Source organism: Bradyrhizobium sp. 613_E4_N2_2, assembly GCF_052075995.1.
In the GTDB taxonomy this organism is placed as follows: Bacteria; Pseudomonadota; Alphaproteobacteria; order Rhizobiales; family Xanthobacteraceae; genus Bradyrhizobium; species Bradyrhizobium barranii.
Genome location: NZ_CP197234.1, coordinates 7,292,133 through 7,316,698 on the forward strand (window position 1 = coordinate 7,292,133; position 24,566 = coordinate 7,316,698).

20 protein-coding genes are annotated in these 24,566 nt (G+C 63.4%); 10 read left to right on the plus strand and 10 right to left on the minus strand.

Annotation, left to right across the window (positions count from 1 at the left end):
- Together AB7290_RS34525 and pgm are read right to left on the minus strand one after the other, a co-directional pair.
- Positions 1–1,050, minus strand: a complete 1,050-nt coding sequence (locus tag AB7290_RS34525) for an aromatic ring-hydroxylating dioxygenase subunit alpha (RefSeq protein WP_187387662.1) — start codon at positions 1,048–1,050, stop codon at positions 1–3.
- Between the two features lie 289 nt (positions 1,051–1,339).
- On the minus strand, positions 1,340–2,986 hold the full coding sequence (pgm, locus tag AB7290_RS34530) for a phosphoglucomutase (alpha-D-glucose-1,6-bisphosphate-dependent) (RefSeq protein ID WP_085399122.1): 1,647 nt from the start codon (positions 2,984–2,986) through the stop codon (positions 1,340–1,342).
- Positions 2,987–3,132: 146 nt separating this feature from the next.
- On the opposite strand from pgm, the gene AB7290_RS34535 reads away from it, so the two are divergent.
- Entirely contained in the window at positions 3,133–4,275 is a 1,143-nt protein-coding gene (locus tag AB7290_RS34535; protein WP_085399123.1) for an alpha/beta hydrolase family protein, read from the plus strand.
- A gap of 34 nt (positions 4,276–4,309) precedes the next feature.
- On the opposite strand, the gene AB7290_RS34540 is transcribed toward AB7290_RS34535, so the two are convergent.
- The gene (locus AB7290_RS34540) at positions 4,310–5,125 is read right to left on the minus strand and encodes a response regulator transcription factor (protein ID WP_063979731.1); all 816 of its coding nucleotides are present in this window, start codon (positions 5,123–5,125) and stop codon (positions 4,310–4,312) included.
- A gap of 297 nt (positions 5,126–5,422) precedes the next feature.
- Here AB7290_RS34540 and AB7290_RS34545 point away from each other — a divergent pair, with 297 nt between their 5' ends.
- Together AB7290_RS34545 and AB7290_RS34550 are read left to right on the plus strand one after the other, a co-directional pair.
- On the plus strand, positions 5,423–6,580 hold the full coding sequence (locus AB7290_RS34545; RefSeq protein WP_085399124.1) for an acyltransferase family protein: 1,158 nt from the start codon (positions 5,423–5,425) through the stop codon (positions 6,578–6,580).
- A 111-nt stretch (positions 6,581–6,691) separates the two neighbouring features.
- The gene (locus tag AB7290_RS34550) at positions 6,692–7,540 is read left to right on the plus strand and encodes an MBL fold metallo-hydrolase (RefSeq protein ID WP_085399125.1); all 849 of its coding nucleotides are present in this window, start codon (positions 6,692–6,694) and stop codon (positions 7,538–7,540) included.
- A 25-nt stretch (positions 7,541–7,565) separates the two neighbouring features.
- Here the strand turns inward: AB7290_RS34550 and AB7290_RS34555 are convergent, their stop codons facing one another.
- From AB7290_RS34555 to AB7290_RS34575, 5 genes are all read right to left on the minus strand, one after another.
- Positions 7,566–8,450, minus strand: a complete 885-nt coding sequence (locus AB7290_RS34555; protein WP_085399131.1) for an aldose 1-epimerase family protein — start codon at positions 8,448–8,450, stop codon at positions 7,566–7,568.
- A gap of 124 nt (positions 8,451–8,574) precedes the next feature.
- Positions 8,575–9,888 (minus strand): UDP-glucose dehydrogenase family protein, encoded by a 1,314-nt coding sequence (locus AB7290_RS34560; RefSeq protein ID WP_166084326.1) that lies wholly within the window; start codon positions 9,886–9,888, stop codon positions 8,575–8,577.
- A 176-nt stretch (positions 9,889–10,064) separates the two neighbouring features.
- Positions 10,065–11,006: a GDP-L-fucose synthase gene (gene fcl, locus AB7290_RS34565; RefSeq protein WP_439034216.1), complete on the minus strand. Its 942-nt coding sequence runs from the start codon at positions 11,004–11,006 to the stop codon at positions 10,065–10,067.
- Positions 10,987–12,057 carry a GDP-mannose 4,6-dehydratase gene (gene gmd / locus AB7290_RS34570; RefSeq protein ID WP_354113356.1) on the minus strand — a complete coding sequence of 357 codons (1,071 nt, stop codon included), beginning with the start codon at positions 12,055–12,057 and terminating at the stop codon, positions 10,987–10,989. Before gmd ends, fcl begins: the two co-directional genes overlap by 20 nt.
- Before the next feature lie 164 nt (positions 12,058–12,221).
- Positions 12,222–13,241, minus strand: coding sequence for an NAD-dependent epimerase (locus AB7290_RS34575; RefSeq protein WP_038960118.1), 1,020 nt, complete (start codon positions 13,239–13,241; stop codon positions 12,222–12,224).
- 269 nt (positions 13,242–13,510) lie between these two features.
- On the opposite strand from AB7290_RS34575, the gene AB7290_RS34580 reads away from it, so the two are divergent.
- Positions 13,511–14,626, plus strand: a complete 1,116-nt coding sequence (locus AB7290_RS34580; RefSeq protein ID WP_085402129.1) for a glycosyltransferase family 4 protein — start codon at positions 13,511–13,513, stop codon at positions 14,624–14,626.
- A gap of 98 nt (positions 14,627–14,724) precedes the next feature.
- A complete protein-coding gene (locus AB7290_RS34585; RefSeq protein ID WP_081369340.1) occupies positions 14,725–15,885 on the plus strand; it encodes a glycosyltransferase in 1,161 nt (386 codons plus the stop codon).
- Positions 15,886–15,896: 11 nt separating this feature from the next.
- On the opposite strand, the gene AB7290_RS34590 is transcribed toward AB7290_RS34585, so the two are convergent.
- On the minus strand, positions 15,897–16,040 hold the full coding sequence (locus tag AB7290_RS34590; RefSeq protein WP_166084269.1) for a hypothetical protein: 144 nt from the start codon (positions 16,038–16,040) through the stop codon (positions 15,897–15,899).
- A 543-nt stretch (positions 16,041–16,583) separates the two neighbouring features.
- On the opposite strand from AB7290_RS34590, the gene AB7290_RS34595 reads away from it, so the two are divergent.
- From AB7290_RS34595 to AB7290_RS34615, 5 genes are all read left to right on the plus strand, one after another.
- On the plus strand, positions 16,584–17,807 hold the full coding sequence (locus tag AB7290_RS34595) for a polysaccharide biosynthesis/export family protein (protein WP_245344124.1): 1,224 nt from the start codon (positions 16,584–16,586) through the stop codon (positions 17,805–17,807).
- Between the two features lie 160 nt (positions 17,808–17,967).
- Positions 17,968–19,260 carry a hypothetical protein gene (locus AB7290_RS34600; RefSeq protein WP_085402194.1) on the plus strand — a complete coding sequence of 431 codons (1,293 nt, stop codon included), beginning with the start codon at positions 17,968–17,970 and terminating at the stop codon, positions 19,258–19,260.
- Entirely contained in the window at positions 19,143–20,489 is a 1,347-nt protein-coding gene (locus tag AB7290_RS34605) for a glycosyltransferase family 4 protein (RefSeq protein WP_245344128.1), read from the plus strand. The genes AB7290_RS34600 and AB7290_RS34605 overlap by 118 nt, the downstream gene beginning before the upstream one ends.
- A 57-nt stretch (positions 20,490–20,546) precedes the next feature.
- The gene (locus AB7290_RS34610; protein WP_085402131.1) at positions 20,547–21,758 is read left to right on the plus strand and encodes a glycosyltransferase family 4 protein; all 1,212 of its coding nucleotides are present in this window, start codon (positions 20,547–20,549) and stop codon (positions 21,756–21,758) included.
- Positions 21,759–21,829: 71 nt separating this feature from the next.
- Positions 21,830–23,221, plus strand: coding sequence for a hypothetical protein (locus tag AB7290_RS34615; protein WP_085402132.1), 1,392 nt, complete (start codon positions 21,830–21,832; stop codon positions 23,219–23,221).
- 2 nt (positions 23,222–23,223) lie between these two features.
- Here the strand turns inward: AB7290_RS34615 and AB7290_RS34620 are convergent, their stop codons facing one another.
- Positions 23,224–24,447, minus strand: a complete 1,224-nt coding sequence (locus AB7290_RS34620) for a glycosyltransferase family 4 protein (RefSeq protein WP_085402133.1) — start codon at positions 24,445–24,447, stop codon at positions 23,224–23,226.
- Between the last annotated feature and the right edge of the window lie 119 nt (positions 24,448–24,566).

Here is a 24,566-nt window from a genome sequence, read left to right on the forward strand (position 1 = left end):
CTACTCCGCGGCCTGGAGCTGCTGCGGCGCGCTTTCCTTCGCCACCATCCTGTCGATCAGCTTGCGCGTCCACATCGCACCGGCATCGATGTTGAGGTTGTAGAAGATCCGATCGGGGTTCTCGTCCATGGCGCGCTGCTGCGCCTCGAGGATCAGTTCGTCCTCGTGGAAGATGCCGGAGACGCCTTCGCGGATCTCGGTGGTGATGCGCTGCTCGCCGATCTGATAGTTGCGCACGAAGGCCCAGAAATAGTGGCAGGTCTTCTCGGTCTCCGGCGTGATGGTGTTGAGCACGAAACCGTTGACGCCCTGCGAGCGGTCGCCTTCGGGCGCGCCGGTACCTGTCGGCGCCACGCCGACATCGATCGCGATCGTGCACGGGGCTTCGAAGCGGATGATCTGCCAGCGGTCGACGAGGCCGGGCTTGCCGAGCTGCTTGGCCCAGAACGGCGGCGCCTCGATGCCGCGCATCCAGCGCGTCACCGTCACCGTCTTCTCGCCATGGGTGACGTCGAACGGCGCCTCGGCGACCGCATCGTTGCCGATCGACGAGCCGTGCACAAAGGTCTCGTGGGTGAGGTCCATGAGATTGTCGAGCACGAGGCGGTAGTCGCAATTGACGCGGATGGTCTTGCCGTCGCCGGCCCAGGCCGGATCGTGATTCCAGTGCATGTCAGGGACGAGCGCGGGATCGGCGAGCGCAGGGTCTCCCATCCAGAGCCAGATGTAGCGATGACGCTCGACCACGGGATAGGCGCGGACACAGGCCGACGGATTGATGGTCTCCTGCGAGGGCATGAAGGTACAGCGCCCCTGCGCATTGTATTTCAGGCCGTGATAGCCGCAGACGACGGTGTCGCCTTCCAGCCGGCCCTTGGACAGCGGCACCAGGCGGTGCCAGCAGGCATCCTCCAGCGCGGCCACCGAGCCGTCGGCCTTGCGGTACATCACGACATGCTTGCCGCAGATCGTCCGCGGCAACAGCGCCGGCTTGACGTCGGCGTCCCAGGCCGCGGCGTACCAGGCGTTCATCGGAAAGGGTTTTGTCACGGGTCGCTCTCCCAAGCGCTTATGAATACGTTATGTATACAATAGCGGAGAGGTAGAATCGTTCAAGGCTAAATATGGCGTATTTGGATACCTATTATCTTGGTTATGTATACAACTATACCGGAAGTCATTCCCCGCGAAGGCGGGGAATCCAGTACGCCGCAGCTCCTCCGCATCACGGCACGGCCGCGGCGTACTGGATCACCCGCTTTCGCGGGTGATGACAGCGGAGAATGCGGCAAACACTTCCTCGGAGCAGCAACCGAAGAGTCGTCCTGGGCTCGGCGCCCTACGCCCCGAACACCTTCTTCAGCCCTGCCTGGGCCTCTTCCTGAATCCGCTTCAGGTGCTCGGTGCTGCGGAAGCTTTCCGCGTAGATCTTGTAGACGTCCTCGGTGCCCGACGGCCTTGCGGCGAACCAGCCGAAATCGGTTTCGACCTTGATGCCGCCGAACGGCTGGCCGTTGCCCGGCGCCTTGCCCAGCGTGGCGCGGACGGGATCGCCGGCGAGGTCCTTGAGGCCGAGCTGCTCGGGCGTGACGGACTTGAGGATGTTCTTCTGGGGCGCAGTGGCGGCGACGTCGATGCGCGCATAGTGCGGCACCCCGAGCTCGGCAGTGAGGTCGTTGAAGAGCTGGCTGGGATCGCGGCCGGTCTTCGCCATGATCTCGGCTGCGAGCAGGCCGAGGATGATGCCGTCCTTGTCGGTGGTCCACACCCCGCCGTCGCGGCGCAGGAACGAGGCCCCTGCACTCTCCTCCCCGCCGAAGCCGAATCCGCCCGTGAGGAGGCCGTCGACGAACCATTTGAAGCCGACCGGCGTCTCGACCAGCCTGCGGCCGAGCTTCGTGGCGACGCGGTCGATGATCGAGCTCGACACCACGGTCTTGCCGATCGCGGCATCCCTGCCCCAGTTCGGGCGGTTCGCGAACAGATAGGAGATCGCGGTCGCAAGGTAATGGTTCGGATTCATCAGGCCGCCGGTGCGCGTCACGATGCCGTGGCGGTCGGCATCGGTGTCGTTGGCAAAGGCGACGTCGAAGCGGTCGCGCATCGCGATCAGGCTCGCCATCGCGTAAGGCGAGGAACAATCCATGCGGATCTTGCCGTCCCAGTCGACGGTCATGAAGCGGAAGGTCGGATCGATCGCCTCGTTCACGACGGTGGCCTTCAGGCCGTAGCGCTCGATGATCGGATGCCAATAATGCACGGCGGCGCCGCCGAGCGGATCGATGCCGATATTGATTCCGGCGGATTTAACCAGATCGAGATCGACGACATTGCCGAGATCGGCGACGTAGGGCGTGATGAAGTCGTAGGCGTGCACGTTCGCGGATTTGCGCGCCTTGGCGTAGTCGATGCGCTTCACGCCCTTCAGGCCGTCGGCGAGATAGGCGTTGGCGCGCTTCTCGACCACGGAGGTCGCGTCGGTGTCGGCCGGGCCGCCATGCGGGGGATTGTATTTGTAGCCGCCGTCCTCGGGGGGATTGTGCGAGGGCGTGACGACGACGCCGTCGGCAAGGCCGCTAGCGCGGCCCTTGTTGTAGGTCAGGATCGCGTGCGAGATGACAGGCGTCGGGCTGTAGCCGCCGTCCTTGTCGATCATGATGTCGACGCCGTTGGCGGCGAACACCTCGACGGCGCTGACCAGCGCCGGCTCGGCCAGCGCGTGGGTGTCGATGCCGATGAAGAGCGGACCGGTCAGGCCCTTTTCTGTCCTGTAGTCACAAATTGCCTGCGTGGTCGCGAGGATGTGGCCCTCGTTGAAGCTGTTCTTGAACGATGTGCCGCGATGGCCGGAGGTTCCGAACGCCACCCGCTGCGTGGGATCGCCGACATCGGGCTTGCCGGCGAAATAGGCCGTCACCAGCCGCGGAACATTGGTGAGCGCGTCCGGCGAGACCAGCTTGCCCGCCGCGGGGTCAACATCAGCCACTGAAATATCCTCGTCCTGTCGTGCAGAGTTTGTGGATTACCATAGCATCGGCCGGGCCCCCGCCAAGGGCACAACACGCGCGGTTGGCTGGCCGTTCCTGAGATCATGCTATGGTCTTTCAAATCGGGGCTTTTTCGAGTCGGGGCATGACGCTGTTTCACAGGCTCTTGGTTGTGCTGATGGCCTGGCTTGCGACCGCTGGCATCGTGACCAATGCGACGGCCGCGGAGTTCTACACGGAAGACCTGCGCATTCCGATGGCGGAGGCCGGGCCGCAGGGGCTGGAGGCCTTTCTCGTCCGGCCGGCCGGAACGAAGCGCTATCCGCTCGCGCTGCTCAACCACGGCTCGCCGCGCAGTTTCGACGACCGCGCGACCATGTCGGCGCACAAATATTACGGGATCGCGCTCGAATATGCCCGGCGCGGCTTTGCCGCGCTGATCGTGATGCGGCGCGGATATGGCACCTCGCCCGGCGGGCGCGTCGACAGCGTCGGCGTTTGCGCGAATGCCACCTATCTGCCGGCGGCGGCGGTTGCGATCGCGGATTTGCGCGCGGCGATCGATGCGATGGGGCGCAGGGCCGACGTCACGACATCGGGCATGATCGCGGCCGGCCATTCCGCCGGCGGGCTTGCCACCGTCGCGCTGACCGCGCAGGCACCGAGTGGTCTCGTCGCCGCGATCAGCTTTGCCGGCGGCCGCGGCTCGCGCGATGACGACGACGTCTGCAACAAGGACGGGCTGGTGCAGGCGTTCGCCACGTTCGGCAAAACCTCGCGCGTGCCGATGCTGTGGGTCTATGCGGCCAACGATTCGTTCTTCGGTCCCGATCTCGCGCGCCGCCTCTATGACGGATTTCGCGGCAATGGCGGTCACGCGAAATTCATTGCGGCGCCGCCTTACGGCGATGACGGCCACTATCTCTATTCGGTGGTGGGCCGCCCGCAATGGACGCCCTATCTCGACGCCTTCCTGCGCGAGCGCGGGCTCGGCCATGACATCCTGAGCCTTCCCGATCCGCTGCCGCCGCCGGGCCAGCTCAACGAGGCCGCGCGCGCCGAATTCTCCCGCTATCTCGCCAGCACCATGCCGCACAAGGCTTTTGCGGTGTCGCCGAACGGCGGTTACGGCTGGCGTTCGGGCCGCACGACCGCCGACGACGCCCGGCGCGATTCGCTTAGCGCCTGCATGAAATGGTCGCCGACCTGCACGCTGTATGCGGTCGATGACCAGCTGGCCGGGGCGACGCAAAGGACATCGACGGATCAGAGCGCCCGCGCGCGATAGGCGCGAGGGTGATCGGATCTTTCGACGGATAAGGCTAGAGCCGCTCGCTGAGCGCGAGCTTGTAGCCGACGCCGGTGACGGTCGCGATCACGGGCGTGCCGCTGCCGACGAGCTTGCGGCGCAGCCGCGCCACCAGCGCGTCGACCGTCCGGATATCGACCTCGGCCTGGCGGTTGCTGACGACCTCGATCAGATAGTCGCGGCTGAGCGGCCGGCCGTCGGCGCCGACCAGCGCCGCGAGCAGATCGAACTCGGCGCGCGTCAACGCCACCGGCTTGCCGTCGCTGCCGAGCAGCTCGCGCCGGGTCAGGTCGATGATCCAGTCGCCGAAGGCGATCGAATTGTGGTTGCGCGCGGCCTTGCGGTCGATCGAGCGCCGCCGCAGCACGCTGCGCGCGCGCGCGAGCAGGTCGCGCAGATTGATCGGCTTGGTGACGTAATGGTCGCCGGCGATCTCGAGGCCGAGGATACGATCGACGTCGGTGTCGCGGCGCGTCACGAAGATGATGCCCGCGTTGCTGGTCGCCTGGATCTCCTTGGCGAGCTCGAAGCCGTCGCCGTCAGGCAACTGCACGTCGAGGAAGACGAGATCGGTGCGCGAGCGCAGCGCCTGGCGGCATTCCGCGCAGGAGCCGGCGCCGACCACGTCGAAATTGTTCTCGCTGAAATAGCCGACCAGCATCGTCCGCGTCACGGGATCGTCTTCGACGACGATCAGCCGTTCGCGGCCGGCAGGCCTCAATTCCTGACGTGCGGAATCAACCACGTTGTTGGATGTCCTGTGTGCTTGTGGCGCGGCTTGAAAGTTCAAGTCGTCGCGCAGCGCACTGTCCTGTGAACGAACATTCACGACTTATTCGAGCCCCCGAGATTGCCTGCTGGAATACTAGGCGTGTTGTGCTGCCCGAACAATATTGGTCATGGTATTGGCGTATTAAGTATGAATTGCCCCACAATTCTCATCGCGCGCATCATCATGCCGGCGTGGCGCGTGCGAGCGACGACCAGCCCCCTCGACACCGCCGATCCCGTACATTCGGCATCAGACTCAACCGCTGGTTAACGTAAAGAAAGGCTTCGGCTTCGAAACAGCCGGCCGCGCCTCTATGGTCTCCGCTTGCAGATGCGAAACCACGGAGCAGGCGTGATGCAGGGGCAGGCCCGGTTGGCCGCCGAACGAACCGAGCAAGGTGCAACGCCTTTCGGCCGTTCTCACACGCTCGACGTCCTGCGCGGCCTCGCCATCGTCGGCGTGATGGCGATCCACGTCTCACAATCCTTTCCTTCAAAGATCCACGCCCTCGACTTCGCCTTCATGTGCGGCTGGACCGGCGTCAACGTGTTCTACTTCGTCAGCGCCATGACGATGTGCCTGATGTGGACGCAGCGCACCGAAACCGACCCGACGCGCAAATTCTACATCCGGCGCTTCCTGCGCATCGCGCCGCTGTTCTGGCTCGCGATCCCGGTTTACCTCGCCGTCAACGGCACGGGTCCCAGCTACAACGCGCCCAACGGCATCGGACCGCTCCAGGTGATCCTGACCGCGACATTCCTGCACGGCTTCTGGCCGGACAGCGTCAACAGCGTCGTGCCGGGCGACTGGTCGATCGCGGCGGAAATGACGTTCTATCTCGTGTTCCCCTTCGTGATCACGGCCTTCGGATCTCGCCGCCACCTCTATCTTGCGCTCGCGATCGCGCTGCATCTCGTCAATGTCTGCCTGTTCAAGCCGTGGGCCTTCGCACTGTTCTCGGCCTATTATGGTCCCGGCCACGAAGCGTTCGTGTGGAACGCATTGCACATCAGCTTCCTGAACCAGTTGCCGGTCTTCCTCGTGGGCTGCGCGCTGTTCTTCTCGCTGCGCGACGGCTTTGCGAAGTCGGATGCCGCGATCTTTGCCGCCTTCATCGCGCTGTCCTTCATCGCCGACCGCGCGACCGGCTCGCATGAATTCAACTATTTGATGATCAACCTCGTGCTCGGCGCGCTGGTTGCAGGTTGCATCCGCCTCGCGATCCGCTGCCGGCCGATCGAGGCGCTCGGCCGCAACTCCTATTCGATGTACCTGTCGCACTTCGCGGTGATCTACGGCCTGCGCCAGATCTGGCCGCTTACGGACGGACTGGTCTCGCTGCTGATCGCCTATGCCGTCACCGCCGCGCTCAGCTATCTCGTCGCACGCGCCACCTGGCATCTGGTCGAGCGGCGCGCGCAGGATTTTGCGCATCGCCTGACGTCCGCGGGATCGGACCGGTCAACGATCCGGCCAACCATCGCGGCCACTGTGGCCGGTCTGCACTGACGCGCGACTTGTCTAGCTGACGCCTTCGAATCTAAAGTACGCCACGAGCGATCTTCAGACACGCTGGGGCGGCGTGATCAGATCGACCGGCTTCACGCTGGAGTAGGCGCCATGGAAGTCATACTGCTCGGCACCGGCGGCCCACGCCCGGACCCGCGCCGCATGGCGACGACCACGCTGATCAGGCTCGGCGAGGAGAATATCCTGTTCGACGCGGGCCGCGGCGTCATGGTGCAGCTCCACAAAGCCGGCGTGCCGCTCGGCGCCATCGACACGGTCTTTCTCACCCATCACCACTTCGACCACATCGGCGACCTCTATGATGTGATGCTGAATTCGTGGATGCATGGGCGCAAGGACGATCTGCGCATCTACGGTCCGCCCGATACCGAACGGCTCGTCAACACGCTGATCACACAGGTCTACGACAAGGACATCGCTTGGCGGGATCAGGGCGAGCCGACCTTTGGCGGATGGAAGCCGGTCGTCGCGACGGACATCATTCCCGGCCCCGTCCTCGACACCGGTCGCTGGAAGATCAGCGCCGAGCTCGTCTCACATGGCGACGGTCTCGACATGTCGCCGGCGTTTCTCGCGCGCTGGATGTGTCTCGGCTTCCGCTTCGAAGCCGAGGGCAAGGTCATCGCGATCTCCGGCGACACGGTCCCCTGCCCCGGTCTCGAGCGGCTGGCTGAAGGAGCCGACCTACTGGTGCAGTGCTGCTTTCTCGCAACACCTGAAATCAACAACGACCATCTCCGCCGGCTCGCGAAATACACGATCGCCTGCGGCGATACGGTCGGCAAGATCGCAGCCAAGGCCGGCGTCAAGAAGCTTGCGCTGACCCATCACCGTCCGCGCACCGACGATGCCATGCTGGATGCGTTGCTCGCGGACGTCAGGAAGGACTATTCGGGTCCCGTCGTGCTCGGCGAGGATCTCACGCGAATCGAGGTCTGAGGACTGCGCGATGCGCCGTCCGGTTTCAGGACGATCCAACCTCGATCCGGTACGACAGTTCTTCGTTCGCGCCGGCCGCGATGTGCATCAGACCAGGCTTGTCGCTGAACTCGCCTTCGAAACCGACGGGACTGGCATAGCCGCGCCACGGCTCGATGCAGAGGAACGGCGCGCCTGTCGGTTTCGACCAGACGCCGAGCTCGCGAAAGCCGCGCCATGACATTTTGAGCCAGGGCCCGCCCCCTTGCCCGGCCGCATAGCGGACCGCATGGCTGTTGACGGGGTCGAGGATGACGGCGTCATTGGTGAACAGGGATTCCGACAAAGGAAGCACGGTGCCTCTGACGGGGCTCGGATCCGTTGCCGCGAGCAGGAGTCCGCCCTCGACACGGCGAACCGGAGACGGCTCCTCGTTCGTGAACGTCAGCGCGTAGCTCTCCTTCGACATTCCAGGCTGAAGCGGCCAGTTGAAGGCGGGATGGCCACCGAGCGACACCGGCAATGTCTCCTTGCCAGTGTTCACGACCGTGAGCGAGAGATCGAGACCAGCGTCGTCGATCGCATAGGTGGCGGTCAGGCGAAATGCGAACGGATAGAGCGCGCGCGTTGTCTCGCTGTCTTCGAGCGCCAGGGTGCAACGGTTCTCGCCGCGCTCTACCCACGCGAACCGGCTGTCGCGCGCAAAACCGTGCTGGGTCATCCGGTAGGTCTTGCCCCGGTGCCGCATTTCGTCATTGGCGAGACGCCCGACGATCGGAAACAGCAGCGGCGCGTGGCGTGGCCAGGCCGGCCCTGCCTGCCAGACAAATTCGACACCGCTGCCGTTCTTCAACGAGCACAGCTCGGCGCCGTGTGCCTTGATGGTCGCGGTGAGCCCGCCACTGCGGATCGTGTGCGTGTCGTCGGTCATGACAATCTCCATCGCGGCAACGAGGCCAAACGCGGCGACCTGATGCGACCGGATCATAACGCATCAGAAACGATTTCGCCCGCCCCAGGATGAGGCGGGCGAACCCGAACTTCAAACGACTGGCTTAGGCCTGGGACGATCGCCCGATGCTCTCGTAGGTGAAGCCGGCGGCTTGCATCTCTTCGGGCGGGTAGATGTTGCGGAGATCGACCACGACGGGCTGGGTCATGGCCGCCTTCAGCCGGCCGAGATCGAGCGCGCGGAACTGCACCCATTCGGTGACGATGACGAGCGCATCGGCGCCTTGCGCGCAGGAATAGGCGTCCTCGCAATAGGTGATGTTCGGCAGCTCGCCCTTGGCCTGCTCCATGCCGACGGGATCGAAAGCCTTGACCGTCGCGCCCATGTCGATCAGGCCGGTGACGAGCGGGATCGACGGCGCATCGCGCATGTCGTCGGTGTCGGGCTTGAAGGTGAGGCCGAGCACGGCGATGGTCTTGCCGCGCAAGCTACCGCCGAGCGCCTGGCTGACCTTGCGCGCCATCGCGCGCTTGCGGTTCTCGTTGACGGCCAGCACGGATTCGACGATGCGCAGGCTCACGTCATAGTCCTGCGCGATCTTGATCAGCGCCTTGGTGTCCTTCGGGAAGCAGGAGCCGCCGAAGCCGGGCCCCGCATGCAGGAACTTGGTGCCGATGCGGTTGTCGAGGCCGATGCCGCGCGCGACCTCCTGCACGTTGGCGCCGACCTTTTCCGACAGGTCCGCGATCTCGTTGATGAAGGTGATCTTGGTCGCGAGGAAGGCGTTCGCGGCGTATTTGATCATCTCGGCGGTGCGGCGCGCCGTGAACATCAGCGGAGCCTGGTTCAGCGACAGCGGGCGATAGACGTCGCCCATCACCTTGCGGCCGCGCTCGTCGGAGGTGCCGACGACGACGCGATCGGGATACTTGAAGTCGCGGATCGCAGCGCCCTCGCGCAGGAATTCGGGGTTGGAGGCGACGACGACGTCGGCCGCAGGGTTGGTCTCGCGGATGATGCGCTCGACCTCATCGCCGGTGCCGACCGGGACGGTGGACTTGGTCACGACGACGGTGAAGCCCGACAGCGACTGCGCGATCTCGCGCGCGGCGGCGTAGACATAGGACAGATCGGCGTGACCGTCGCCGCGGCGCGAGGGCGTGCCGACCGCGATGAAGACGGCATCGGCGTCCGCGACCGGCTTCGACAAATCGGTGGTGAAGTCGAGCCGCTTGGCCTTCACATTGGTCGCGACCAGCTCGTCGAGGCCGGGCTCGTAGATCGGAATCTCGCCGCGATGAAGCGCCGCGATCTTCTTCTCGTCCTTGTCGACGCAGGTGACGTCGTGACCGAAATCCGCAAAGCAGGCTCCGGACACCAGTCCCACATAGCCCGTTCCGATCATCGCGATTCGCATGAAAAACTCTTTCCGTTGAAGACGGATGTTCCACTGAACACCCTAGACCATTTCTGTATCCGGCCGCACGCCCAACATTAGGGCAGGTTGCTTCGCGAACCGAATAAACCTTAACCGCCGCGCGTGACAGGCGTTGCGGTCATCTCCTGAAATACGCGACATGCATTGGTTGCATTCTACGTATGCGAGAGATACGCCGCGTAAGCGCGTCTCACGCCGTCCTCGAGCGAGGTCGTCGCGCGCCAGCCGAGCTTGGCGAGCCGGCTGACGTCGAGCAGCTTGCGCGGCGTTCCGTCGGGACGCGAGGTGTCGAAACTGATCTCGCCGCTGTAGCCGACGATGGCGGCCACGACGCGCGCGAACTCGGCGATGGTGATGTCCTCGCCGGTGCCGATGTTGACCAGCTCCGCGCTCGAATAGGTCTTCATTAGGTGCACGCAGGCATCCGCCATGTCGTCGACATAGAGGAACTCGCGCCGCGGCGTGCCGGTGCCCCACACGATGACGCTCTTTGCTTCCGAAACCTTCGCCTCGTGGAAGCGGCGGATCAGGGCGGCGACGACGTGGCTCAATTCAGGGTGATAATTGTCGCCGGGGCCGTACAGATTGGTCGGCATCACGCTGATGAAGTCGCTGCCATACTGGCTGCGATAGGCCTCCGCCATCTTGATGCCGGCGATCTTGGCAATCGCATAGGGCTCATTGGTCGGCTCCAGCGGGCCTGATAGCACGGAATCCTCGCGCAAGGGCTGCGGCGCCAGCTTCGGATAGATGCAGGACGAGCCCAGAAACATCAGCTTCTCGGCGCCGTTGAGATGCGCGGCCTGGATCACGTTCGCGGCAATCGCGATGTTGTCGTAGATGAACTCGGCACGCAGCGTGTTGTTGGCGACGATGCCGCCGACCTTGGCCGCGGCGAGGAAGATCACTTGCGGCCGCGTCCTGGCGAACCAGTCGAACACGGCGGCCTGGTTGCAGAGATCGACCTCGCGCCGGTCGACCGTGACGAGGTTGACGTCCTCCCGCGCCAGCCGGCGCACCAGCGCGGCTCCGACCATGCCGCGATGGCCGGCGACGTAGACGCTCTTGCCCCTCAGCTCAAACGGTGCGTTTGCCACTGGCCGCATCCCGTTTTGCCTCCGCCAGGTCGCTCATCATCATCTCCTCGACGAGCTGGGCAAAGCTGCGCTTCGGCGTCCAGCCGAGCACCTCGCGCGCCTTGCTGGCGTCGCCGACGAGGAGATCGACCTCGGTCGGGCGGAAATAGGTCGGATCGATCTTCACCACCGTCTTACCGCTCGTCTCGTCGACGCCGGTCTCCTCGACGCCCTTGCCACGCCAGGCGATGCGGCGGCCGACATGCGCAAAGGACAGCTCGACCATCTCGCGCACCGAGCGCATCTCGCCGGTGGCAAGCACGAAGTCGTCGGGCTTGTCGGCCTGCAGGATCCTGTGCATGCCCTCGACATAGTCCCTGGCATGGCCCCAGTCGCGCTTGGCTTCGAGATTGCCGAGATAGAGCGTCTGTTCCAGCCCGACCTCGATACGCGCGACGCCGCGAGTGATCTTGCGGGTCACAAAGGTCTCGCCGCGGATCGGGCTCTCATGGTTGAACAGGATGCCGTTGCTAGCGAACATGCCGTAGGCTTCGCGGTAGTTCACCGTGATCCAGTAGCCGTAGAGTTTTGCAACGCCATAGGGCGAGCGCGGATAGAACGGCGTCGTCTCCTTCTGCGGGATCTCCTGCACCAGGCCGTAGAGCTCGGAGGTCGAGGCCTGGTAGAACCGCGTCTCCTTCTCCATGCCGAGGATGCGGATCGCTTCCAGGAGGCGCAGCACGCCGATGGCGTCGGCGTTGGCGGTGTATTCCGGGCTCTCGAAGCTGACGGCGACGTGGCTTTGGGCTGCGAGATTGTAGATCTCGGTCGGCCGGATCTGCTGCACCAGGCGGATCAAATTGGTCGAATCCGTCATGTCGCCGTAATGCATCAGGAACGGCACGTTGCCGACATGCGGGTCCTGGTAGAGGTGATCGACGCGCGCGGTGTTGAACGAGGACGAGCGCCGCTTGACGCCGTGCACGACATAGCCGAGCGACAGCAAATATTCGGCGAGATAGGCGCCGTCCTGACCGGTCACGCCGGTGATGAGAGCGATCCGCTCAGCCATGGGCCCGCGCCTGGTTCGGGGTCAAAGAGGTTCAGAGGGACGGGATAACCACCGTTCGCGCCCGCTGACAAGGCCGCCGGCGGTCAAAAGCGCAAGAACCAGCGCAAGAACCGGCTTAAGAGCCGGCATTCCCGGGCGACACGCAGGTGCCGTCGCCCGCGGGATCAGACGCCGTGGTACTTCCGATACCATTCGACGAAGCGGCCGAGGCCATCCGCGATCGACGTGGACGGCGAGAAGCCGACGTCGCGCTGGAGCGCGGAAATGTCGGCGCGCGTCTCCAGGACGTCGCCGGCCTGCATCGGCAACAGCTGGCGGATCGCCGGCTTGCCGATGATCTTCTCGAGCGTCTCGACGAACTCCATCAGGTTGACCGACCTGTTGTTGCCGATGTTGTAGACGCGATACGGCGCATAGCTCGACGAATTTTCCGGCCGCTCGGCATTCCACGCGGGATTCGGCGCCGCGGGCCGATCGAGGGTGCGGATCACCCCTTCGACGATGTCGTCGACATAGGTGAAGTCGCGCCACATGTCGCCTTTATTGAAAATCCTGATCGGCTCATTCGCGAAGATCGCGCGCGTGAACAGATAGGCGGCCATGTCGGGCCGGCCCCACGGGCCGTAGACGGTGAAGAAGCGAAGCCCGGTCACCGGCAGCTTGTGAACATGCGCAAAGGTATGCGCCATCAGCTCGTTGGCTTTCTTGCTTGCGGCGTAAAGGCTGACCGGATGGTTCACCGAATGCTCGGTCGAATACGGCAAGGTGCGGTTGGCGCCATACACCGAACTCGACGAGGCGTAGACGAGATGCGCCAGACCATGGCGCCGGCCGGCTTCGAGCACGGTGACAAAGCCGTCACAATTGGCCCGGATGCTGGTGATGGGATCGTCGATCGACGCGCGCACGCCGGGCTGCGCCGCCAGATGCACGACGCGATCGGGCGAGACCTCGTCGAAGACGCGCGTCACGGCGGCGAAGTCTGCGAGATCGATCTTGTGGAATTTGAACCCTGGATGGTGTTCGAGCGTTGCGAGACGCGCACGCTTCAGCGCGGGATCGTAATACGGAGTGATTGCATCGATGCCGACGACCTGCTCGCCACGTGCCAACAGCCGTTCACAAACATGCATTCCGATAAAGCCGGCAGCACCGGTAACGATCACTGGCCGCAAAGTTGTCATCTCGTTCATTCCGCGGAGCATTGCCAGACCAGGACATGAGAGGCAAGGTTTGGACAGTCACGACAATCATCAAATCAGTCCGCCCATGCAAGCGCATCGAAATGTGTAGGAAACATGATGGCGTCATGCACCATCGCATGCTATCCGCCTGCAAGGATGCTCGGACGATAGCGCCACATGTGCTAGACGTCATAGGACGTATATTCGGCGCCTGATGCTCAGTCTTCGGGCATTGTTCGCGCAAGAACCCGCAAAGAAAAAGATCGACTTTGAAACTCTCCATCAACGGCAGGTTCCTGTCACAATCGCTCACGGGCGTGCAGCGCTACGCCGCCGAGATCGTCAAGGCGATGGACCGCTTGCTCGCGAGCGGAGAGGCTCCGCAGCAACTGCTGGATGCAGAGTGGCAAATCCTTGCGCCGCCGAATGCGCAGACGCTTCCAGGTCTTCGCCGCATTGCCATCAAGCAGATCGGATCTTTGCAGGGGCACGCGTGGGACCAGATCGATCTGGCGCGCGCCGCGGCCGGCACCCGTCTCGTCAGTCTCGCCAATTCCGGCCCCGTACTCCACCGCGACCATCTCGTCGTGATTCACGACGCGCAGGTTTTCCGGCGGCCGGACTTCTTCAGCTGGCGCTACCTCGCCCTGCACCGGACGCTCGGCCATCTGCTGGCGCGCACGGCAACGATCGCAACAGTTTCGGCGTTTTCACGCAACGAACTTGCCGAGGTGCTGTCGCTGGATCCGGCTTCGATCCCCGTCATTGCGAACAGCGCGGAACATTTTGCGACCGTCGCGCCCGACTTCTCGATCATCGACAAGCTGCGTCTTGCGCCCCATCAATTCTTCCTCTTCGTCGGCTCGATGACGAAGAACAAGAATGTCGATACGGCCATTCGCGCCGCCGAGCAGCTTGGCCGCGCCGATTTTCCGCTGATCGTGGTCGGCGGCGATAACAACAAGGTGTTCGGGGGCGCGGCCGCGGAATCGAGGGCCGGCGTCGTCATCGCCGGGCGCCTGAAGGACGAGGAGATTGCCGCGCTGTTCTCCCGGGCCGCCGCATTCGTGTTTCCGAGCCTTTATGAGGGATTCGGCGTGCCTCCCCTGGAGGCGATGTTCTTCGCCTGTCCGGTGATCGCGAGTTCCGCCGATGCCGTGCGCGAGACCTGCAACGATGCCGCCGTCTATTTCGATCCGCTCAACGCGGACCAGCTGTCGGCACGGATGCGCGAAAGAATTGAACTCGGCAGGATCTCGCCGGTGGAACAGGAGAAGCAGCGGCAGCGCCTTATGACATATTCCTGGGCCAAGTCCGCCGCAGCGATGCTCGAATTCCTCGCCAAACCGGCATCCCGATCCACATCCGACCGTGCGAAACAATGACGCGGCCCGATTATTGCTGCTTAGCGAGGTTAGACGTGCGCCTGCAAGATCCGGCGTCTCCAGTATCTGGCGCCTTCAAGACAAGGAAGGAATGACCGTTGTCCAGCGGCCTGAAGATTCTGCATGTCGCCGAAACGGTCCGTGGCGGCATCGCGACCTACCTCAACGAGCTGCATCCGCACCAGAGCGCGAGCTTCGGCCCCGGCAACGTCAACTATGTCGTTCCCTCCGACCATCGCAGCGACCTGGTGAACATCGAGGACGACGCGGTCACCACTTTTCCGCGCGACGGACGCAACGCGGTCGGCCTGTTTCGCATGCTGTTTGCAACCATGCGCGCAGTCCGGCAGCTTCGTCCTGACGTCATCCACCTGCACTCGTCGTTCGCCGGGCTCGTGGTGCGCCCGGTGCTCTGGCTCACCTATCGGCGCTCGCGCATCGTCTATTGCCCGCACGGCTGGGCCTTCGGCCGCGAAACCGGCCGCCTCAGCCGCGAGGTGACGAAGTTCACCGAGCTCGTGCTGTCGAAATTCACCCATCGCATCGTCTGCATCTCGGAAAGCGAGCAGGCCGACGCCAAGCAGGTCGGAATCGCGGCGAATCGCCTGGTTCTTGTGCACAACGGGATTTCCAAGCAGCGTCCTGCGCTCGACAAGGGCGCAGCGCAATGGCGGTCGGAGAAGATCAAGGTCCTCTTCATCGGGCGTCTCGACCGTCAGAAGGGCTACGATCTCCTGATCGAGGCGGCGCGCGCACTCGGAGACAAGCTCGACGTGCGCCTGATCGGCGCCTCGGTCGTCAGCAAATTCCGCAGAAGCGATCTGCCCGCCAACGTCTCTTTTCTGGGCTGGATGAACCGCAACCAGATCGAGGCCGAGCTCGACCAGGCCGACATGGTCGCGATTCCCTCACGCTGGGAGGCGTTTGGCCTGGTCGCCATCGAGGCGATGCGGGCGGCCAAGCCGATCATTGCCTTCCGCATCGGAGCCCTGCCGGAAATCGTCGAAGACAATGCGACGGGCGTGCTGTGCGACGAAGTCTCGGCCGAAAAGCTGGTTGAAGGTTTTCAACGCGCAACCAGGCTCGACCTGGCTGCGGTCGGCCGTGCCGGATATGAGCGTTTCACCCGCCTCTACGACATCGAGCAGACCCACCGCACGCTTAGTCAGGTTTATGCCGACGTCGTGCATGTGCGGATGAGCGAATCCGGGCAGCAAGCGAAGTTGCAGTCCGATTTCCCGAACAATCTGCGATCGTAGCGACCGGCTGATCAGGCCAGCCGGCGGGCATCGCCCTGCGCGAACTCGCCGTCATTCACGCGTTTATCGGAGAACGACCACGCAATGGCCGACGCGACGATCATCGCGCAGGTGAGAAAGCCGGCCGCGAACAGCAGTGATCCGGTGTGCAACATCGTCTTCGCCTTCCTTTTGTTTGGCCGACCACTAGCCGGATCAGGATTAGGAAGACCTTACGGACGCCAGCGTGACGCCAGCTTCCAAATCTAAGCGTTAACGGAGGTGGAATCCCGTCGCAGAAACATTGGTCCGATGACCCGGCGAGAACGTCCGCTCTGGCGCCATGCCCGCCGCAGGACGACGAAAACACAACGCAGGATCACTCAGGACGGGATCCAACACTTGAAGTTCATGGCGATGTCATCTCGCGACAATGCCGTCGCATCTGCATGTCCGTCGCCGCGCGCTGCTCATTGGTTCGATCGCAGTCTCAATCGTGACATCGACCTGACACGTGTATGTATGGTTTGCGAACTGCTTATTTAAGAGGATGTTCCGCACAAATTTTGGACAGAGATTTCGGCGTGTATCCGCGTTCACAAGTGGCAATAAGGTCACAGCCACAAGTGCTTTACCATAAAGTCGAAGACGTAGCAGTGACTCCGCAGCACGGGATTTGTACGGTGATTCCGATTTTAGATGAGTGCGAGGGAATAGTGGTGGCTAAGACCGAACGTTTTGATTTTGATTTCGGTATTAGCCGAATCCTGGCCGCTGCTGCGATCAGCTTCTCCTTGACGGGTTGCGGTAGCTTCATTCCGTTAGACGCTCCTGATGCCGTCGCGACGCAAACAAATGCAGCGCTGATCACCGAGCCGACCGCGCCGCTCGCCTATGCCCTGATGCCGGTCAATCCGGCGATCCTGCAGGCGACCAACGCGTTCACGGACTCCGCCGGAATGGTGTTCTCCCGCCTCCCCGGCGGCAACTACCGCGACGTCACCATCGGCATCGGCGACATCGTCACCGTGACCGTATATGAAGCGCAGGCAGGCGGCCTGTTCATTCCGCGCGAAGCAGGCGTGCGGCCGGGCAACTTCGTGGACATTCCGCGCCAGCAGGTCGACCAGTCCGGCAACATCAACATCCCCTACGCCGGATCGATCAAGGTCGCAGGGCTGACGCCGCGCGCCGTTTCGAACATCATCCGCGAGCGTCTCAAGGACCGCGCCATCGATCCGCAGGCCGTCGTGAGCGTGGCCGAACAGCGCGGCAACCAGATCAGCGTGCTCGGCGAAGTCAACTCGCCCCTCCGCTTCCCGGTCGATCCGGGCGGGATTCGCCTGATGGGCGCGATCGCGCGCGCCGGAGGCCCGAAATATCCGTCCTACGAGAGCACGATCACGATCAAGCGCGAGGGCCGCACCTACAGCGAGACGATGTCCTCGGTCGTGCACAACCCCAACGAGGACGCGCTGCTCGCTCCAGGCGACGTCGTCTTCCTGACCCGCATTCCGCGCGTCTACATGGTGTTCGGTTCGACGCCGTCTCCGGGATCGATCGGCGGCACCAACAACCGTCGTTTCACATTCGAGAACGACAACATGTCGCTGGCTGAAGCCATCGCGAAGGCAGGCGGTCTCGACGGCGCCCGTGCGGACTCCAAGTCCATCTACGTCTACCGTTTCGAGCCCAAGCCGCTGCTGGAGAAGATCGGCATCGCCGTATCCCAGTTCCCGACCAAGTCGGTCCCTGCCGTCTACAAGTTCGACATGAGCAAGCCGGACGGCTGGTTCCAGGCGGATACGTTCAGGATGCGCGATCACGACGTGATCTCGGTGGCGGAATCGCCGTCGATCGAATTCATCAAGCTCATGGCCCCGCTGAACGCGGCAACCGCCAACGCGGACAACATCAGCTCGGTGGTCGTGAACTCCAAATAGCCCAACTCAGCGCGCTCAATGACGAGCGTGCAGACAAGGCGGCCCCACCCCATTGGGGCCACAGAAGAGTATTAGCCTTGTCGGGTTGACGCGAGCAGGAGTGGACACGAGCGTGACCGAGCAAAACAGGAAACGCGCCCTGCGTCGTTTCCGGATGTTGATGTGCGGGCTCTGCGTCGCGGCCGGCCTCTCATATCCTGCAGACGCACAGAATGCGCAGCCGCTCGATCAGCGCTTCCTGCTGGGCGTCGGCACGCACCAGGGCCTCGGCGGCGTCACCAGCGCCCGCGGCTATGTGCCCGCGACCGCCATCAAGCAGATGAAGGAGCTGGGGGTCACCTCGTTCCGCGACGACTTCCCCTGGTCGGATTTCGAGCTGCCCGGCAAGCGGCTCGGCTTCAATGCCCTGAACGGCCGCCTCGAGAACCAGATCAGGTCCGGCGTCGGAATCCCGCTGCTCATTCTCGGGACCGGCCATCATCTCGTCCCGAATTCCGATCCGCCGACGACCGACGAAGCGCGCCAAAGATTCGTCACCTATGCCACGGCAGCCGCGCAAGCGGTCGCATCACGGCAGCCGATCTTCGAGTTGTGGAACGAGTACAATCTCAGAGCGCGCGCGGAGCCGCTGTTCACCGTCGAAAACTATGCGACGCTCGCCCGATCGGTGCAGCCCGCGGTCAAGCAAGCGGCGCCGTCCGCGCCTTTCGTGGTCGGAGCGCTGGGCGACGATCCCGGCTGGAAATGGACCGACGCCCTGCTGAAGACCGACCTGCTTCGTATCGCGGACGGGATGTCCATTCACATCTACAACCATTGCCTGTCACCGGCCGGGCGGACCGCAGCCGAGGCGATCGAACGGCTGCAAAATCTTCATCAACGCGTCGCACAGGCGACCGGCAATCCCGACTATCCGATCTATCTGACCGAAACGGGCTGGCCGACACCAAGCGCGAAATGCGGCGTGACCGAGCAGCTTGCCGCCGACAACATGGCGCAGATCATCCTCTGGGCCTCGACCGCCGGTCCCTGGCTCAAGGGGATATGGCTCTACGAGCTGAAGGACAGTGGGACGAAGCCTGGTGAACTGGAGGACAATTTCGGCATTTATCATTTCGACAATTCGCCGAAGCCTGCCGTGTGTTCCATTCGCGAAAGCTGGGCCTTCATCCGCACCAGCCTGAAGGCAACGCGAACCACGCCGGCGCCCGGCGTCGTGCAGATTCGCAGTGACAGTGGATCGGAAACGAAACTCGCGCTTTGGTCGGAGACTGCGTCGAAGCGCTTCGAAGTTCGATTAAAAAATGCGGAACCGAATGCCGAGATCAGATATGTATGTCAGCAAGCGCCGGGCCCTGCCGCCGGCGCCTGGACGGCGTTATCGACAACGCCGTTGCTTGTCAGCGTCAAGGGCACGGCCGTGCCGGATTTCGAGATCCGGCCATCGAACTGACGCTGCGGCGGGCTGCTAATCCGAGGCTATCCTTGAAAATACTGATCGTTAACACGCTCTATCCGCCCGAGATCATCGGGGGCGCCGAAGTGTCTGTGTCGCTGCTCGCGGAGGCGTTCGTCCAGCGCGGCCATCAGGTGTCCGTGGTCTGCCTTCAGAACAAGCAGGAGCGCACGATCGACGAACTCAAGGGCGTGCGCGTATACCGCGTGCCGATGGACAACGATTACTGGCCGTTCGGCAACGACAGGAAGCCCTCCTCGGTCCAGCGCCTGAAGTGGCATCTCAAGGACACATGGAATCGCAAATCCGCGGTGCGGTTCGCCGAAATTCTCGACATCGAGAAGCCCGACGTCGTCCACACCAACAACCTCACGGGCTTCTCGGTCTCGCTGTGGTCGGAAGCCAGGCGGCGCAACATCAGGATCGTGCACACCCTGCGCGACTATTCCCTGCTCTGCAAACGCTCGACGCTGTTTCGGGGCGATGCGACATGCGCGCAGCGCTGCACCGTCTGCGCCGCCATGACGTCGCCTTATCTGCTGGCCTCGCGTATGGTCGATGCGGTGGTCTCGAACAGCCAATTCGTGCTCGACCAGCACACCAGGCTGAAATATTTCCCCGGCACCGATGGCCGCGTCATCTTCAACATCGCCGATCCGAGCTCCGTGGTGCCGTCACCAGCTTCGAGCTCGGATGATCTGATATTCGGGTTCATCGGGCGGCTCGAGGCTGAAAAAGGTATTGAGGTAGTCCTCAAGGCGGCCGAGCAGCTTCCCGACGAGGGCTGGCAACTGAAAATTGCCGGAAAAGGGCTTGAGGATTACGTGCGGGGGCTAAAAAGCCGCAGCGGAAAGAAGGTCGAATGGCTTGGCTTTGCCAAGGCAGCTCAATTCTATGCCAGCATCGACGTCTGCCTGGTGAGTTCGGTCTGGCCGGAGCCGCTGCCGCGCACGTTGATCGAAAGCATCAACGCCGGCCGGGCGACGATTTGCTCGACGGCCGGCGGGATTCCCGAGATCGCGGGGTTTTCCAATATGGTTGGGTCCTACGAGCCCAGCGATCATAAGCGACTGGGAGAATTGATGCTGAAGGCCGTCAACGAAAGGTCACACTGGAAAGTCTCCCGGCCTCCGCAGCCAGGATTTGCCGAGAGGTTTTCGGCGGATTCAGTGACAGGACAATATTTGGACGTCTATTTGAACAACAATCGAACCAACCGGCAATAAGCCGAAACGGAGATTTCAGCAAAGCCATTTGGCAGGATAGCTGGACAGACCTTTTCGATGAAGATCCTTATCACGTCATCCCTCTATCCAACGCCATTGGCACCGAAGGTGGTCGGGGGCGCGGAAACGTTCGTCCGCCGCCTCGCCGAGACCCTGGTCGGGCAGAACGACGGCGTGGAAGTGATACGTGCCGCGTCAGCATCGAACCAGCAGATGGAGACCTGCAACGGCATCGACGTGTATTCGGCGCCCGTACACAACATCTATTTCCCTTTCGCCAAGCAGCACAGTTCGCCGGTGCGCGGCATCTGGCACGCGATCGAGGACTGGCAGACAATGTCGGAGCTCGTTGCGGCGCGCATCAAGGCCTTCAAGCCTGACATCCTGCACTCGAATAATCTCTCCGGCCTGACGACCGCGGTGTGGCGGACCGCCGCCGAGCTCGGCATTCCGGTCCTGCACACGCTTCACGACTATTATCTCACCTGCCCGCGCTGCTCGCGCTTCTCGGACGGACATGCCTGCGAATCGAGCTGCATGAGCTGTCAGATCCTGACCCTTCGCCGTCGCGGGGCGACGCGACATCTGGATGCCGTCGTCGGCGTCAGCCAGCGCATTCTCGACATCCATACCCAGCTCGGCCTGTTCACGCAGACACCGCTGAAGATCGTCATTCGAAACGCCTCGACCGCCAACGTCGGCAACGCAGACACCGCGATGGTCGACGGCACCGTCACGTTCGGCTTCATCGGACGCCTGACCGAAGAGAAGGGCATCTACAATCTCGTGCGCGCCATCGCGACGATTCCGCCTGACCGGTTTCGGCTCGTCATCGCAGGCCACACAACCGAGAGCCAGCAGAAGCAGCTCAAGGCGCTCGCTCCGAATGCACGGATCGAATTTCTCGGCTTCGTACAGCCGAAGCAGTTTTACGAACAGGTGAACGTGGTGGTCGTCCCCTCGGTCTGGGAAGATCCCTGCCCGCTCGTCGTCGCCGACGCGCAGGCCGCCTGCAAACCCCTGCTCGGCACGCCGTTCGGCGGCATTCAGGAGGCGATCAAGCCTGGCGTGACCGGCTGGCTGACGTCGCCCGATCCCGCCTCGATCGCCAAGAGCATTTCGGCGATCATCGAAGCGCCGCAGCAGATCGTGGAGATGAGCGAGCGATTGAAGTCCGGCATCGACAAATGGGTTTTTGACGACGTCGTCGCCGGCTATCGCAACGTCTACGACGAGCTCACGCGCGGCCGCGGCACGCCTCGCACATAGCCGAAGCTGACGCAGATGCCGCCAATGGCCCTCAACCATCCCGCCATGTTCTTTCTCACGCATTGCCAGACATGATCAGCCTGCTCGCATTCGGCAGCTATATCTACCAGAGTGCGTCCGCGATCATTCTGATCTTCGCCGTCAGCCATATCCTCTCGCCGGCCCAGTACACCTCGTTCTCGCTGGCGCTGGCGACGAGCCAGTTGTTCTGCGTCTTCGTGTTCGAATGGCTGCAACTGGCCGGCGTTCGTTTCCTCGCCGCAGCTTCCGGAGAAGAAGCCGCGCGCCTGCGGTTCTCGCTGTTCAGCGCCGGGCTGCTCAGCGCGCTGGTGCTGCTGCTCGTCGGCGGCGTGGCGGGACTGCTGGGCACGCTCGAGACGAGCGTCGTCGCCCTCGCGCTGGCGATGGCCGTGCTGCAAGGCGCCACCGACCTCTATTTCATGATCGTCCGCGTGTCCGACCGGCTGGGGACCGCGTCCGTCCTCCTGATCCTGCGTGCCAGCGTGCTTCTGGCCGGCGCCATCGCGGGCGCGCTGCTCCACGGCACGGCTGCAGCGACGCTGTGCGGCATGGCCGCGAGCTACGGCGCGGTGCTTCTCCTGAGCCTGGTCGTGCATCGCACCTCGCTACGGCGCGCGTCGCGACGCGCCATGCTGACCGACTGGGGCAATTTCTGCCGCTATGGCATCATGGCTGCGGCCGCCTCCGTCATTCATCTCTCCGTACCCGTCACCTTGCGCCTGATCGTGATCGCCACGCTCGGCCGCGCGTCGACCGGAGCGGCCGGCTTCTCGATGGCGATCGACCTCCTGCAACGCCCGTTCTCGGTCCTGGTGGCCGCCATTCACACCGTCTGCTATCCCAATGTCGTGGTCCAGTTCGAGCGCGGCGTCGACGGCGAAGCGCGCAGGGCCAGCGCCCGCATGCTCGAATTCATCCTCTGCGCGACGATCGTGATGCTGGGCGGGCTGATCGGCCTCCTGCCCGACGCGGCGCATCTGTTCGTGCCCGCCGATCTGCTGGTCGATTTCCTCAACGCGGCGCCGGTCGCGGCGATCTTCTACTTCCTCCACACCCACCTTCAGGCCACGCTCGCGATCGTGCCGCATCTAACCAAATCGGCGACGAGACTGGTCGTCGTCGCGGCGTGCCAGCTGCTGCTGGTGTCGGCGGCATCCTCGATCGGCGCGTTACTGCACATATCGGTGGCGGGACAGATCGCGAGCGCGGCCTTGGCCACCGCGCTCATCATCCTCTTCGCCAGCGGTCCGCTGATCCGGTTCAGGGCGGCGCCAAGGGCGCTGCTGATCCTGGAAGCGACCGTTGCGGCCGCCGCGATCGCGATGCTAGCGGCGGCTCCGTCGGACTCCCTGACCTGGCTCGCGGGAAAGATCGTCTTTGCCGGCCTCGCCGTCGTTCTGGTGACGTGGCGAGGCGATCTGCTGGCCTCGGCACGCAGTTAGGATCAGGCCTTCACCGCGTGAGCCAGCGCGTTGCCGCTGGTATCGCCGGTCAAACCGTAGATCCTGAGAGTCTCGTCGACCATCGGCCCGACACCGAAATATTGTTGGGCGCGCGCAAGAGCATTGCGCGACAGCGCGGCGCGCATCGCGGGGTCGGCCACCTTCTCGAGCGCACCGACGAGCGCGTCGACGTCCTCGAACGGGACGATGAAGCCGGTCTGGCCCTGGATGATCTGATCAGTCGCGCCGCCCGCCGGAGTCCGGACCGGAATGAGGCCCGTCGCCATGGCTTCGGCAACGCCGAGCGGGAATCCCTCGAACCGGCTCGGCAGCGCGAACACGTCGGCGGCCCAGAGGATTTCGCGGACGTCGCCCATGAACCCGAGGAACTTGAAGGTGTCCTTGTCCTTCTCGCCAGCATAAGCGAACGACTTGATTTCCTTCTCGCGCTCGGCTCCGCCGCTGCCGACAAAGTAGCATTTGATGTCGATCGGCGGAGAACTGGCGCCGTCGCGGATCTTGCGCGCCGCCTTGATGAGGAGGTCGTGGCCCTTCACCCAGGCGAGACGGGCTGCCAGCAGGCACATGAACTCACCGTCGGCAACGCCGAATTTCGCGCGCGCATCGCGGCGCTCGGCATCCGAGGGCGGCCGGAAATGAACCGTGTCGACGCCGCCATAGACCTTGGCGATCCGGTTCTTGCCGAACAGCACGTAGCGGCGCAGATGCCGGAGCGATTCCTCCGACATCAGAATGAGGGTGTGGGGAAAGAAGAGGTTGAAGAACAGGACCTGGACCGGGCTGAAGGTCGATTGCGGCGCATTCTGCACCTTCTCGATGTTCCCGAGCACCGAGGGATGATAGGTCGCAACGCAGCGCGCGCCGGTGAGCAGCGCGAGCAGCCGGCCCCACATCAGCATGCCCAGCCCGTGGACGTTGATCACGGTGATGTTGTTCTTCCGGATCAGCTTCAACAACCGCATGAAGATCGACAGCGAAGGCAACTTCCGAAGTCCCGGAATGACGTGCCATTCCTTGACGGCCGCCGCCAGCTTCTGACGCTTGTATTCGGACTTCTCGTCCGAGCGCACGGCACCGGAGACCAGGTGGATCTGCACGCCCCGGCCATGCAATCCCGTGGCCAGGGTCTCGCAATAGGATGCAATCCCGTCATTGCAATTCACGACCTCAACCAGAAACATGACATTCGGGGCGGGATCTTGCATGGGAATGGCCTTACTCCGTTCAATCGACGACATTTCGGTCAGTGCTTAGCGGCAAATTCCATGCCGTGCCAGCGGTTTGCCCGCAACAGCGTTGCGCGCCTAACATATTGACGTTGCGG